The organism is Teredinibacter purpureus, from assembly GCF_014217335.1.
In the GTDB taxonomy this organism is placed as follows: Bacteria; Pseudomonadota; Gammaproteobacteria; order Pseudomonadales; family Cellvibrionaceae; genus Teredinibacter; species Teredinibacter purpureus.
In genome coordinates this window covers 3,658,097-3,671,076 of record NZ_CP060092.1, presented here as the reverse complement: position 1 = coordinate 3,671,076, position 12,980 = coordinate 3,658,097, and the positions used below count along the sequence as shown (strand labels likewise).

Below are 12,980 nucleotides of genomic sequence, written 5' to 3'. Positions count from 1 at the left end.
ACGTCATTAGTCTGGTTTATCAATAGAAAAATTTAAAGGTGAATAATATGAAAAGTACTACCATTATGCAGCGTGTGGTTGGGAGTGTTCGCTTAAGCTTTTGGGTGGGCATCCTGATGTTGGTATTGCCCCACTCGGTGAATGCGCAGACAGCTTTGAACCCGAATTTTTTCTATTACGTGAATGGCAGTATGATGGGTGAGTGGGGATTGTCTGTTTCGGACCCAGCAGATTGGTCGGGCGAAAAGGCCATTGATTTTAAGGCGAAGTCTAAGGGTGGAAAGGTCGAGGTGTTACCGACGGCGTATGTCCGAGATGATGATGCCGTGCAAGTTATTTGGAATCGTACGAAGAAAAAAGGATAGTTTTCAGTTTCGGGAAAGGCTATTAATCTTTCGGCCGTAGAAAATGCAGCAGCAATTGTATTTGACCTGAAAATTGATAAAACACCTAGTAAAGCGGTGAGCGTTGGTATGGATTGCGGGTATCCTTGTAGAGCTGAATTTGAGATTGGTGCAACTTTACGGAAATCTCCGAAGAAGAAATGGTTTTCTATGCCTATTCCATTAAATTGTTTTAAGAGCGATGATTTCGACTTGTCAAAGATAAGCTCACCTCTTTCCATCTCAACGGAGGGGAAGATGACCCTAAGCATTGCTAATATACGAATAGAGCGGTTGCCTGAGGGCGAACAGGGGTGTGCTGAATAGGTATAAAGTCGTCATGTTAAGTGTTTCGTGAATGCCGGCGTCTAGCCGGCATTTTTGTATGTCAGTTTGGTTTGTTAAATGTCTATTTGGTTGTGCCTGATGATGGTTGGGCATCGCTTCCCGCATTATTTATTGTCATTCCCGCTTAAGCTTATCTAATGGTAGAGGATACCTTTCGTAATGAGCGCCATTGTAAAATCAGAATTTATAATATTAATATATTTCCGTAATTTCTTTTGCCAATAAGCAGAAGAATTGCGTCATAAACTGGTGTTGTAGGTGCTGATTTGGCACTCGAATTCATATCGAAGGCTTTGTAATTCCGTTAACATATTCGACGCTGTTTAGGGAAGGGTTTGTAAAATAAGTCGAAATTTCGCTAGTCTAAAAATTTTGATTTGCAAATTAATAATAACAATAATTTTTGTTTTTTATTTCCCCTCTTTTTGTTTTCAGCGTGTGAGCCCCTTTAAATCCATCTAATAAAAATAAAATGGATGCCGTTTGATTGCTGAGCGTGGTAAGTGTGTTGCTTCCTTGCTTTGTAGGTTTTAGTCAAAAGGCTGGTTCTGCGGGCCGGCTTGAGAAGCGTTCTTTTACTTGTTCAAATTCCGGTTCTTTATTCAAGTTCCATAGTGGATCTAATCATTAATATCATGTTTTCGAAAATAATCATTCGATACCCTCAGAGGACGAAAAATGAAAATAACAAACCTGTTTAAACCCTTGCGAACGGCAAGTGCTGCATTGGCGTTTATTTTGTCGCCGAGTGTGCTTGCAGATGTTTCGTGTGAAGTCACCTATTTTAATCAGTGGAGTAGTGGCTATCAGGCGAATGTTACTGTTACGAATAGCGGTTCATCCGTGAGTAGTTGGAGTATTGCCCTTAATTTTGATGCTTCACCTCAAGTGAGTAATAGCTGGAATGCTAACCTAAGCACGTCTGGTAACACTGTTACTGCGACGAATATAAGTTGGAACGGTAGTTTGGGTGACGGCCAGTCAGCTAGTTTTGGGTTCCAAGGGGGCGGTAACGGTAACCTGTCCATTCCTGGTTGCGTGGGCGACTCAACGGGTTCTAGTTCTTCTAGCAGCTCGTCTAGCTCAAGTGTCTCTAGTTCATCTAGCTCTAGCGTGTCTAGTTCGTCAAGTTCTAGCGTGTCTAGTTCGTCAAGTTCTAGTGTATCGAGCTCCTCGTCAAGCAGCCAGTGTTCTGGTGAAGAGTCTTGTCAGTGGTATGGCGATGGCGAATGGCCTTTGTGTCAAAATCAAGATAGTGGTTGGGGCTGGGAAAACAATAGTAGCTGTATAGGTCGCTCTACCTGTGAGGGACAGGGCGGTACGGAAGGCGGAATAATCTCGTCTTGCCCAAGCAGCTCTAGCAGTACGTCTAGCTCTACTAGCTCCTCTACGAGTAGTTCTTCTAGTTCTACTAGTAGCTCCACGAGCAGTTCAACAAGCAGCTCAACGAGTTCAAGCTCGTCGTCAACGGCTGGTGGTAATGCGCTATTCCGTGTGGATGATTCCGGCAATATTACAAAGAACGGAGAAATTTTCCCTGTTCAGTGTGGTAGCTGGTTTGGTTTAGAGGGTCGTCATGAGCCTTCAGATGATGAGACGAACCCAAGTGGCGCCCCAATGGAACTCTATGTGGGTAACACCTTTTGGGCAGACGATAACTCTCGTACTATCCAGCAAACAATGGATGAGATTACGGCGCGCGGTATTAACGTTGTACGCTTCCCGATTGCACCGCAAACACTTGATCCTAATGATCCTCAAGGCTCCGGTGATGCCTTAAAGAATCATGAATCGGTTCTCGTGGATAATGCTCGACTAGCAATGGAAGAGTTTATTATTCAGGCGGACGAGAATGGCATTGAAATTATGCTTGATATCCACTCTTGCTCTAACTACGTAGGGTGGAGAGCCGGTCGTTTGGATGCTCGTCCTCCGTATGTGGATGCTGATCGTGATAACTATGACTTCGTTCGCGAAGATTCCTCTTGTGCTGCAAGTGGTAACCCTAGTTCTGTGACGAATGCACAGGCTTATGGTGAAGCGGCTTGGTTGGATACGTTGCGCGAGCTAGCCGGTTTATCGGAAGAGTTAGGTGTTGATAATATTATTGGTATCGATATTTTCAACGAGCCTTGGGATTACACGTGGGATGAGTGGAAGACGCTAACGGAAAATGCGTACCAAGCGATTAACGGTGTGAACCCTAATATTCTTCTATTTGTTCAGGGTATATCCGCATCTGCTGGAAACCAGGATGGTAATCCAGATGATAAGATTGACGTGCCGCATGGTGAAGAGTTTTCTAACCCTAACTGGGGCGAAAACTTATTTGAAGCCGGCGATAACCCAATCGATATCCCTAAAGAGCAGCTAGTGTTCTCTCCACATACTTACGGGCCTTCAGTGTTTGTTCAGCGTATGTTTATGGATCCGTCCGAGCCCGAGTGTGAAGGTTTGGAAGGTGATGAAGCTGGCGATAACGGCTGTAGTATTGTGATAAACGCCGATCTTCTTGAGCAGGGCTGGGAAGAGCACTTTGGTTATCTGCGCGATATGGGTTATGCCATGGTCGTAGGTGAGTGGGGTGGCAATATGGATTGGCCAAATAAGGCTAGCATCCGTGATCAAGACCGTTGGGATCATATCTCTCCAGGGATTGACCAAGAGTGGCAGAATGCTTTTGTGAACTATATGTCGCGTAAAAACATTCAGAGCTGTTACTGGTCGATTAACCCAGAGTCAGGCGATACTGGTGGGCTATATGAGCATGCCTATGATCCTCGTGACAATGAGTCTGGATGGGGCGAGTGGGGCGGCTTCGATGAGCGCAAGTGGAGCTTGCTCGATATGCTATAGCGGTCAAACACCCACTGCTTAACACGTTAAGCGGTTGGTGTTTTTTCTGTAAAGTCAAGCCTCGTAATGGAGGTTTGGCTTTGTTATGTTTTTTGCCTGTAGCACTTTAGGGTTAGCGGTTTGTCCATAACGTATATTTCTGGCGTCCCAGTTCTTTTTCGTATTGTCTGATAAAAAGCTTCCCTTACGCTTAAAGTATTAGGGGGTAAAAACGTTGTCCACACTTTTATTAATTTTCACATCACTTAGCTGTATACCTAAAAAATAGCGTAATAGGTGTCACCTAATAATCAAACAAAGTAAAAATACATGCAGTTAATACTTTAATAGAATAAGTAGCATATATCATAACAATCTTCTGTGTATTTAGTCCTTTTTCCGCCATCAATTTCTACCACCCCCTATTTGATTCGGTTAACATATTTGTTGCCAGTGAGAGGTGTGAGCCGAATAAAATAATAAATCGGTCAGCCGTAATCTGTTCTGTGGCATTGCATGAGGTGAATATAAATGTAAGCCAAAAGTTCAGGTTTTTATGCTCTCATTTTTCGGCAAGCAAATACCAATAATTTCCTAATAATAATAATCTTGGAAATCGGTTTGTAATAAAAAAGAAATTTCAATGTTGTTTTTTTATGGCTTAGACCTATGAAGTCGGCCGATGCTATTGATGCGGTAAAAATTTATCAGTTTTTTGCTGCTTATCAAAAGCTACAAATCATCCCGATCAATATGATTCCAGTGGGTATTGTGTTTTGCGAAAAACAATCATTCGAACCCTTGAAGGACGAAAAATGAAAATAAATAATCTATTTAGACCTTTGCGAACGGCCAGCGCCGCGCTGGCGGTAGTTATGTCGCCATTGGCTCTTGCTGATATTTCGTGTGAAGTAACTTATCTTAATCAGTGGACAAGTGGTTACCAGGCTAACGTTGAAGTAACCAATACTGGTTCTTCTGTAAGCAGCTGGGCAATCAATGTAGAATTTGATGCGGCTCCGCAAGTAACTAATAGCTGGAATGCCGATTTAAGCGCTTCAGGCAATACTCTTTCTGCATCCAATATTAGCTGGAACGGTAATTTAGGTGATGGGCAAACTGTAAGCTTCGGTTTTCAGGGTAGCTCTAACGGAAGCATTTCTGTTTTAGGTTGTTCTGCTGATGGCGTTTCGCCAACTGCTGAGCCAACTGCTGAGCCAACTGCTGAGCCAACTGCTGAGCCAACTGCTGAGCCAACTGCTGAGCCAACTGCTGAGCCAACTGCTGAGCCAACTGCTGAGCCGACTGCTGAGCCGACTGCTGAGCCAACTGCTGAGCCGACTGCTGAGCCGACTGCTGAGCCGACTGCTGTGCCCACTAATGATCCAGGTCAGTGTGTTGAAGTTTGTCAGTGGTATAGCGAAAGCACTTATCCTATTTGTGAAAACTCAACTGGATGGGGCTGGGAAAATAACGCTAGCTGTATTGGTCGTAGCACCTGTGAAAGCCAAAACGGCGGTTCAGGTGGTGTAGTGTCAGATTGTGGTGGCACTCCAGAGCCTACTGCAGTACCAACTGCTGAGCCAACGTCTACGCCAAGCGGCGAGCCTACTCCAGTGCCAACGGCTACTCCTTCTGGCGAACCTGGTGATAATGCTTTGTTCCGTGTAAACGACAGTGGCCAGATCACTAAGAACGGTGAAGTATTCCCTGTTCAGTGTGGTAGCTGGTTTGGTCTAGAGGGTCGTCATGAGCCAAATGATGATGACACTAACCCAGGCGGAGCACCTATGGAATTGTACGTAGGTAACATGTCTTGGGCCGATGATCATTCACGTGATATTCAGCAGACTATGGACGAAATTACTGAGCGCGGTATTAACGTGATTCGTTTCCCTGTTGTACCTCAGACTTTGGATCCAAGTGATTCACAGGGTACTGGCAGCGTTCTGAAGAACCACGAATCTGTTCGTCAAGATAATGCTCGTCAAGCAATGGAAGATTTCATTGTTCAAGCTGATGAGAACAATCTTGAAGTAATGCTCGATGTTCACTCTTGTTCAAACTACGTTGGCTGGCGTGCGGGCCGTATAGATGCACGTCCTCCGTATGCGGATGCTGATCGCGATAACTATGACTTTACTCGTGAAGAGTGGTCTTGTGCTGCTAGCGGTAACCCCGATACAGTAACGGATATTCAGGCTTACAATACTCAAATTTGGCTTGATAACTTGCGTGAACTTGCTGGTTTATCTACGCAGTTAAATGTTGATAACATCATTGGTATCGATATTTTCAACGAGCCATGGGATTACACTTGGGAAGAGTGGAAAACCTTGACTGAGCAAGCTTATCAAGCAATCAACGAAGTTAACCCTAACTTGTTGATCTTCGTTCAGGGTATTTCAGCTAACGCTGGTGCTCAGGATGGAACTCCAGACTCTAAGACACCTGTTCCACACGGTGACGAGTTCAGTAACCCGAACTGGGGTGAGAACTTATTTGAAGCTGGCGACAACATTCCAGACGTACCTAAGTCTCAGATTGTTTACTCTCCTCACACCTACGGCCCATCTGTATTCGTACAGCGTATGTTTATGGATCCAGCTGATCCAGCATGTGAAGGTCTTGAAGGTGACGAAGCTGGCGATGCTGGTTGTGCTATTGTGATTGACGGTGAAACGTTGCGCCCAGGTTGGGAAGAGCATTTCGGTTACCTGAAAGATCAAGGTTACGCGATTGTTGTTGGTGAGTTTGGTGGACACTTGAACTGGCCAGACGGATCTAGCGAACGTGATATGGATCGTTGGAGCCACATCACAGATAGCCCAGATCAGCAGTGGCAGCAAGAGTTTATCGGTTACATGGCTGAGCGTAATATCGAAGCATGTTACTGGTCAATTAACCCAGAGTCTGGCGACACTGGTGGCTTGTATGAGCACGCTTATCACCCAACCGATAATTCTGGCGGATGGGGAACTTGGCTTGGTTTCGACGAAACTAAGTGGAGCTTGTTGGATGTTCTTTGGGACTAATGGCAACGCTCTAAGGGAGGGTTTCCTCTCTTAACATAAAAAAACCCGAGGCTTCGCGGCCTCGGGTTTTTTTATGTCTGTTGTTATGGTTTGAATGCAGGTATTCGGCAGTATGTTGCGCTAGAGTCCGAGTGTTGTTTCTAAGTTTTCTTTTTCTTCACTTATCGTCATCCATTCGGTTTCAATATTTTCTTCTTCTTTTTTAAGCTCGCCTTGTTGTTTGAGGAGTTCGGCGAGCAGGTTATTTTTTTCGGCGTATAGCGCCGGGTCGGCTAGTTGAGTTTCAATCTCGGCCAATGCCTTAGTAGTTTTGGCTAGCTTTTTTTCGAGTTGATTGAGCTTTTTCGTGAAAGGCGTGAGTTGCTGTCGAATGGCGGCCTGTTGTTGCCTAAGTTCTTTTTTCTCTTGTTTTGATGAAATGCTGTGTGTTGCTTCTTCATTAGAGGGTTCTTCTCGATCGTTATTCAGTAGCCATTGCTGGTAATCGTCGAGCGTTCCATCGAAGTTGGCCGCTTTACCTTGGTCGACCAATATAAAATCATCTACGGTGGTGCGTAGCAGGTGGCGGTCGTGCGATACGATAACTAGGCCGCCTTCCCAAGCTTGTAGGGCGAGTGTTAAGGCGTGCCTCATGTCTAAATCGAGGTGGTTGGTGGGTTCGTCGAGCAATAATAGGTTGGGTTTTTGCCATGCCAGTACGGCGAGCGCGAGCCTGGCTTTTTCTCCTCCAGAGAAATGTTCGATAACCTCAAATGCTCTATCGCCCTGAAAGCCAAAACCGCCAAGAAAATTGCGGATTTCCTGTTCGCTTGCCTTGGGTGTTAGGCGCTGGAGGTGCAGCGCGGAGGACGCGTGTAAATCTAAGGCCTCTAGCTGGTGTTGTGCAAAGTACCCGCATTTTAAGTGTGTGCCCTCATGTATCGTGCCGGCTATGGGCGGTAACGCGCCCGCAAGGGTTTTCATTAAAGAGCTTTTGCCTGCTCCATTGTGGCCCAGTAGTCCTATACGGCTGCTGGCGAGAAGGCTGAGTTCCACATTGTTTACGATGGTGTTGGATTCGTAGCCAATGTTTACGCGGTCGAGCGTGAGCATTGTTTGTGGAAGCTTGTCGGGTGTTGGGAAGCTAAATGAAAACGGCGAGTCAACATGCGCCGGCGCTATTTTCTCCATGCGCTCCAGCTCTTTAAGGCGGCTTTGTGCCTGCTTGGCTTTGGTAGCCTTGGCGCGGAAACGCCGCACAAAGTTTTCAATTTCGGCGATGCGGACTTGCTGTTTTTCAAACTCGGCGGATTGTTGGGCGAGCCTTTCGGAGCGCTGTCGTTCGAAGGATGAGTAGTTACCGGTGTAGGTGTTTAGCTTTTGGTGTTCGATATGCACAATGCTGTCTGCGAGATTGTCGAGAAAATCACGATCGTGTGAAATGATCAGTAGTGTGCCCTTATAGTTTTTAAGCCACTGCTCCAGCCATAGTGTGGCATCTAGGTCTAAGTGGTTGGTTGGTTCGTCTAGCAGTAATAAGTCTGAGCGACACATTAATGCGCGCGCGAGGTTTAACCGAATTCGCCAGCCACCGGAAAAATCCTTAACGGTTTTCTGGCTGTCTTCGGTTTTAAATCCTAGCCCGTGAAGCAGTCGTTCGGCACGTGTGTTAGCCGTGTAGCCATCGATTATTTCGAGTTGCTGGTAGAGTTGGGCGAGCTTTGCTCCGTCGTGTACGCTGTTTTCAATATCAGATTCAAGTTTGCGCAGGGGGCGGTCGCCATCAATAATATAGTCGATGGCTTTGCGGTCGGTCGCTAATATTTCTTGCGCCATATGCGCTAACTGCCATTCGGAAGGTATTTGAATATTGCCGGCGTCTTCTGCTAGCTCACGGAGCAGTAGTTTAAATAGTGTGGATTTACCGCTGCCATTAGCACCGACAACGCCCCATTTTTGACCGGGGAAAATTGTTAGGTCGGTATTGTCGAGTAAGAACTTTTGGCCCAGTTGAAGGCTGACTTTCTGCAGTTGAATCATAAGGGTATCGTGTTGCGAATCGTGTTCGTTTGGGTGTGTTTATAGAGGGCTTGCGCCAAACTGATTTAAAAAGCTTGTTAAGCGAATGAGCGGTAGGCCTATTAATGCTGATGGGTCATCGCTACGGATGTAGTCGAATAAGCTAATGCCGAGCCCTTCGCACTTGAAGCTGCCTGCGCAATCGAGAGGTTGCTCTTTCTCTATATATGTATTTATTTGCTGGCGGGTGAGCGAGCGGAACTTTACTTCGGTGGTGGTTGTGTCTGCAAGCGTAGTTTTTGAGTCGCTATCGTAAAGCGCAAGAGCCGTATAAAACATGACCACATTGCCTTGGCAGTGAGATAGTTGCTCTTGTGCGCTTGTTACGTTGCCAGGCTTCCCTAATAGTCGACCATTACAGCTTGCCGTTTGATCTGACCCGATAAAAAGGGCTCTTATGTTCTCATGTGTAGAGACGGCTTTCGCTTTGGCGATGGCGAGTCGCTCCGCAAGCTGGCTAGGGGGTTCGTTTATGAGGGCTGTTTCATCTATGTCGGGTGAGATGCACGTAAAATGCATGCCAAGCTGCTGGAGCTGTTGTTGTCGGTAGGGCGAGCTTGAGGCTAGGATAATGCGTTTTTCGGTCGCGACCGATTGGTTTGGTGTGGTTGTCATGAGCATATCCGTTAGTCGTGCGCTGTTTTCGGGGAAAATGTCTTTGAATTCAAGGTTTTCTTTGACATGGAATAGTCAATTCCCTATCATCGCGCGCTTATGTCAGAGGGTGCCCTTATCAAACAGCTTCCTAAGCTGGTCGACCCCAGAAAACTTGCCCATATGAACGTTAAGTTGGTGGGCATTGTACCTGAGGAAAGCCTACCACGCTTGCGGGATGCGTCATTCAAACTTGAGGCTACGGCTGATGGATATGGCGCAATGGCGGCCGAACTTGAATTCTTTCGGGATGATCAAGGGCGGCGATTGTTGTCTGGGCAAGTGTCATCAAGGGTGCGTTTGGAGTGCCAGCGTTGCCTTGAAGCCCTTGAACTTAATATTGAAGCAGATGTGAATCTCGCTGTAGTGTTTGATGAAGATCAGGCGCAGAGGTTGCCGAGCAATCTGGAGCCTTGGATTATCGTTACTGATGGTCGAGCCGATTTGCATGCTGTGTTAGAAGATGAGTTGTTGTTGGCTTTGCCTGCTTCCGCTCTACACGATTTCGAGTGTATCGATGCCAGTCGTTTTTCGGTTGGTGACGAAACAGAAGAAGCCCAGGCTTCAGATAGCGATGAAGATAACCCCTTCAATGTACTCGCTAGCTTGAAGCAGGATATGAAAAATACTGATAATGGTTAGTCCACAGGCAACGGCTACACTGAAAAGTGCGTCAGTTTGATGTGTTACCAGGAGTAAATTATGGCAGTTCAGAAGAGCAAAAAAACTCGTTCCAAGCGCGGTATGCGTCGTTCACACGATGCTTTGACTGGCCCAACGTTGTCCGTCGATCCTACATCAGGTGAAAAGCACCTTCGTCACCATGTGACGGCAGATGGTTTTTACCGTGGTCGTAAAGTGATTGATATAGCTGACGCTGAGTAAGTTTGTCGCGACCTATACATATTTCGATTGATGCGATGGGCGGGGACCAAGGTTCCCGCCTTGTCGTTGATGCTACGCTCGCATTTCTACAATTTCATCCCGATGTCGTCGTTACGTTGGTTGGTGATGAGTGTTTTCTAAAGCAATCCCTCCCCGAATCCCTCCACGCGGACATTTTGTCTCGTGTGTTTTTCCTGCACGCTGAAGATACTATCGCAATGGCTGAAAAAGCCGGTGATGCACTGCGCTCAAAGCAGTCCTCCTCTATGTGGAGGGCTGTAGCCCTAGTTGCAGAGGGCCATGCTGACGCGTGTGTCAGCGGCGGTAATACCGGTGCGCTAATGGCTATTGGTTGTAAGTTGATCGGTACCTTTGATGGTGTTCGTCGCCCAGCCATATGTAAACTTATACCGACCTATAGTGGCACTAGTTTGTTGCTGGATTTGGGCGCGAACATTAATTGCTCTGCCGAGCAGTTAGAGCAATTTGGCGTTATGGGTAGCGCATTGGCGCAACTTGGAGGGGTGCAACGTCCGTCTGTTGCGCTGTTAAATATTGGCACTGAGCGCAGTAAGGGCAGTAGTACTATCCAAGCGGCGGCCGAGGCGTTAAGAGCGCGAGACGATATTGCGTTTGCGGGGTTTATTGAGGGAAATGATCTCTATTCCGGAAAGGTTGATGTCGTAGTCTGTGACGGTCTTGTCGGAAATGTTGCGCTGAAGGTAAGTGAGGGCGTGGTTAATCTCGTTATGGCGAGTTTGGCTGAAACGTTTCGAGCAAGCATAGGTCGGCGATTGTTGGGTTGGGCGTTGCGCCCAATACTGTCTAATTGGCGAAAGTCATTTAATCCTACTCGGTACAATGGCGCTGCTTTCTTGGGGCTAAGGCGAACACTGGTCAAGAGCCATGGCGCAGCCGACAAAGAGGGCTTCGAGCAAGCTTTAAATGCTGCGGTTGGTCAGGTGGTCGCGCGTATCCCTGAGCGTATTGAGGCCTGTCTAGAGCGTAGGTAATATTTCTTTTAGTTCTTTATTATTCTTTAGGTTTTAAATTATGAGTAAAAGCGAACAGCTTGCTTTTGTATTTCCTGGTCAGGGTTCTCAAAAAATTGGAATGTTATCGGAAATTGCAGAGGCTTACCCGCTTGTCAAAGATACGTTTGATGAGGCTGCTGCGGTGTTGGGGTATGATTTGTGGTCGTTGGTGCAGTCCGGTTCTCAAGAAGAGCTGAATATGACAGAAGTTACCCAGCCTGCGTTGTTGGTTTCGAGTGTTGCTCTTTGGCGTGTGTGGTTGCAGCAGGGCGGTGTCAAGCCTGCTTGGCTGGCCGGGCATAGCTTGGGGGAGTGGTCGGCTCTGGTTGCCGCTGGGGTTATTGCGTTTGCAGACGCGATCAGGCTTGTTAGGGCGCGAGGTCAATATATGCAGGAAGCTGTTCCTGCTGGCGTAGGTGCAATGGCAGCCATTATTGGGCTAAGTGATGAATTAGTCGAGCAGGCGTGTGTTAGCGCGAGTAGCGACGGTGAAATTGTGTCACCTGTTAATTATAACTCTCCTGGGCAGCTCGTTATTGCGGGCCATAAAGCCGCTGTCGAGCAGGCGATGGGGCTTTGCAAAGAATCGGGTGCTAAGCGTGCATTACCGCTTCCCGTTAGCGCCCCTTTTCATACAGCATTAATGAAGCCTGCAGCAGAGCGGCTCGCCGGAGAGATTGAGAATACCGTTTTTTCTGTGCCGGAAATTCCGGTGGTGCATAACGTCAATGCGCAGGCAGAGTCAGATCCGGAAAAAATTAAAGCGCTAATGATTGAGCAAATTTATTCTGCGGTTCGTTGGGTTGAGTGCGTTCAGTTTTTAGTTGGGGAAGGGGTGAATGGTTCTGTAGAGTGTGGCCCTGGGAGTGTTCTATCCGGGTTGAACAGGCGAATTCATAAAGGGTTACAGACCTTTAATACTGACACAATTGCGAAGCTGGAACCCAGTCTCGCGGAGCTAAAATAACAGGGGGATTAAGAATATGTCGTTTGATGGAAGAATAGCTTTAGTTACAGGCGCAAGTCGTGGAATAGGTGCTTCAATAGCCGATACTTTGGGCGCTGCTGGCGCGGTTGTTATTGGTACTGCGACCTCGGAATCTGGTGCGCAGGCGATTAGTGCGCGTTTTGCTGAAAAAGGCATAGTAGGTGCGGGCATGTCATTGAATGTTACGGACGCAGATTCAGTTAGTGCCTTGCTTAAAGCGGTGGTAGAGCAGTACGGTACGCCTCAAATTTTGGTGAATAACGCGGGAATTACGAAAGACAATTTGTTGATGCGCATGAGCGAAGAGGAATGGTTCGATGTGATCAACACTAACTTAAGTGCTATTTATCGCTTAAGTAAGGCATGCTTACGCGGCATGATGAAGGCTCGCTGGGGCCGCATTGTGAATATCAGTTCAATTGTTGGTCAGATGGGTAACGCTGGCCAGTCGAATTATGCCGCGACAAAAGCCGGTGTTTCGGGTTTTGCGCGCTCTTTAGCGAAAGAAGTAGGGTCGCGTAATATTACCGTTAACTCTGTGGCGCCAGGTTTTATTGATACCGATATGACCAAATCTCTCTCGGATGATCAAAAAGCGACCATGCTGGGTGCTATACCGATGGCTCGCTTAGGGCAGCCAGAAGAGATCGCAAATGTAGTAAAGTTTCTGTGTAGTGATGATGCAGGCTACGTAACCGGCGAAACATTACATGTTAACGGCGGCATGTATATGTGCTAAGTGGCTGATATTTAAAGATAT

General features: G+C 46.9%; 12 protein-coding genes. 10 read left to right on the top strand and 2 right to left on the bottom strand.

The features are described from left to right. Positions 1 to 47: 47 nt before the first annotated feature. The 5 genes from H5647_RS16170 (at position 48) to H5647_RS22570 (ending at position 6,601) form a co-directional block, all read left to right on the top strand. Positions 48 to 365, top strand: a complete 318-nt coding sequence (locus H5647_RS16170; protein ID WP_052692119.1) for a hypothetical protein — start codon at positions 48 to 50, stop codon at positions 363 to 365. 21 nt (positions 366 to 386) lie between these two features. Next, entirely contained in the window at positions 387 to 710 is a 324-nt protein-coding gene (locus H5647_RS22490) for a putative glycoside hydrolase (RefSeq protein WP_162926452.1), read from the top strand. A gap of 699 nt (positions 711 to 1,409) precedes the next feature. Continuing rightward, positions 1,410 to 3,587: a cellulase family glycosylhydrolase gene (locus H5647_RS16160; protein ID WP_082087088.1), complete on the top strand. Its 2,178-nt coding sequence runs from the start codon at positions 1,410 to 1,412 to the stop codon at positions 3,585 to 3,587. 648 nt (positions 3,588 to 4,235) lie between these two features. Beyond that, positions 4,236 to 4,385, top strand: coding sequence for a hypothetical protein (locus H5647_RS16155; RefSeq protein WP_162926417.1), 150 nt, complete (start codon positions 4,236 to 4,238; stop codon positions 4,383 to 4,385). After that, positions 4,382 to 6,601, top strand: coding sequence for a cellulase family glycosylhydrolase (locus H5647_RS22570; protein WP_082087087.1), 2,220 nt, complete (start codon positions 4,382 to 4,384; stop codon positions 6,599 to 6,601). Before H5647_RS16155 ends, H5647_RS22570 begins: the two co-directional genes overlap by 4 nt. 120 nt (positions 6,602 to 6,721) lie before the next feature. On the opposite strand, the gene H5647_RS16145 is transcribed toward H5647_RS22570, so the two are convergent. Together H5647_RS16145 and H5647_RS16140 are read right to left on the bottom strand one after the other, a co-directional pair. Then, entirely contained in the window at positions 6,722 to 8,620 is a 1,899-nt protein-coding gene (locus H5647_RS16145) for an ATP-binding cassette domain-containing protein (RefSeq protein WP_045860015.1), read from the bottom strand. A 39-nt stretch (positions 8,621 to 8,659) separates the two neighbouring features. Beyond that, positions 8,660 to 9,274 (bottom strand): Maf family protein, encoded by a 615-nt coding sequence (locus tag H5647_RS16140; protein WP_045860013.1) that lies wholly within the window; start codon positions 9,272 to 9,274, stop codon positions 8,660 to 8,662. A 99-nt stretch (positions 9,275 to 9,373) separates the two neighbouring features. Between H5647_RS16140 and H5647_RS16135 the strand changes: the two genes are divergently transcribed. Genes H5647_RS16135 through fabG form a run of 5 tightly spaced genes read left to right on the top strand, consistent with a single transcriptional unit; the run spans position 9,374 to position 12,959 of the window. Further along, positions 9,374 to 9,955, top strand: a complete 582-nt coding sequence (locus H5647_RS16135) for a YceD family protein (protein ID WP_045860011.1) — start codon at positions 9,374 to 9,376, stop codon at positions 9,953 to 9,955. A gap of 60 nt (positions 9,956 to 10,015) precedes the next feature. Continuing rightward, on the top strand, positions 10,016 to 10,198 hold the full coding sequence (gene rpmF, locus H5647_RS16130) for a 50S ribosomal protein L32 (RefSeq protein WP_045860010.1): 183 nt from the start codon (positions 10,016 to 10,018) through the stop codon (positions 10,196 to 10,198). Between the two features lie 2 nt (positions 10,199 to 10,200). Further along, a complete protein-coding gene (plsX, locus tag H5647_RS16125) occupies positions 10,201 to 11,211 on the top strand; it encodes a phosphate acyltransferase PlsX (RefSeq protein ID WP_052692117.1) in 1,011 nt (336 codons plus the stop codon). A gap of 40 nt (positions 11,212 to 11,251) precedes the next feature. After that, a complete protein-coding gene (gene fabD, locus H5647_RS16120; RefSeq protein ID WP_045860006.1) occupies positions 11,252 to 12,199 on the top strand; it encodes an ACP S-malonyltransferase in 948 nt (315 codons plus the stop codon). Positions 12,200 to 12,215: 16 nt separating this feature from the next. Beyond that, positions 12,216 to 12,959: a 3-oxoacyl-ACP reductase FabG gene (gene fabG, locus H5647_RS16115; protein WP_045860005.1), complete on the top strand. Its 744-nt coding sequence runs from the start codon at positions 12,216 to 12,218 to the stop codon at positions 12,957 to 12,959. Positions 12,960 to 12,980: the final 21 nt, after the last annotated feature.

Bases quoted from the DNA above. Each gene is read 5' to 3' on its own strand.
- H5647_RS16140 (WP_045860013.1), bottom strand. From the start codon at position 9,274: ATGACAACCACACCAAACCAATCGGTCGCGACCGAAAAACGCATTATC.
- H5647_RS16170 (WP_052692119.1), top strand. From the start codon at position 48: ATGAAAAGTACTACCATTATGCAGCGTGTGGTTGGGAGTGTTCGCTTA.
- H5647_RS16160 (WP_082087088.1), top strand. From the start codon at position 1,410: ATGAAAATAACAAACCTGTTTAAACCCTTGCGAACGGCAAGTGCTGCA.
- fabG (WP_045860005.1), top strand. From the start codon at position 12,216: ATGTCGTTTGATGGAAGAATAGCTTTAGTTACAGGCGCAAGTCGTGGA.
- fabD (WP_045860006.1), top strand. From the start codon at position 11,252: ATGAGTAAAAGCGAACAGCTTGCTTTTGTATTTCCTGGTCAGGGTTCT.
- H5647_RS22570 (WP_082087087.1), top strand. From the start codon at position 4,382: ATGAAAATAAATAATCTATTTAGACCTTTGCGAACGGCCAGCGCCGCG.
- rpmF (WP_045860010.1), top strand. From the start codon at position 10,016: ATGGCAGTTCAGAAGAGCAAAAAAACTCGTTCCAAGCGCGGTATGCGT.
- H5647_RS16155 (WP_162926417.1), top strand. From the start codon at position 4,236: ATGAAGTCGGCCGATGCTATTGATGCGGTAAAAATTTATCAGTTTTTT.
- H5647_RS16145 (WP_045860015.1), bottom strand. From the start codon at position 8,620: ATGATTCAACTGCAGAAAGTCAGCCTTCAACTGGGCCAAAAGTTCTTA.
- H5647_RS16135 (WP_045860011.1), top strand. From the start codon at position 9,374: ATGTCAGAGGGTGCCCTTATCAAACAGCTTCCTAAGCTGGTCGACCCC.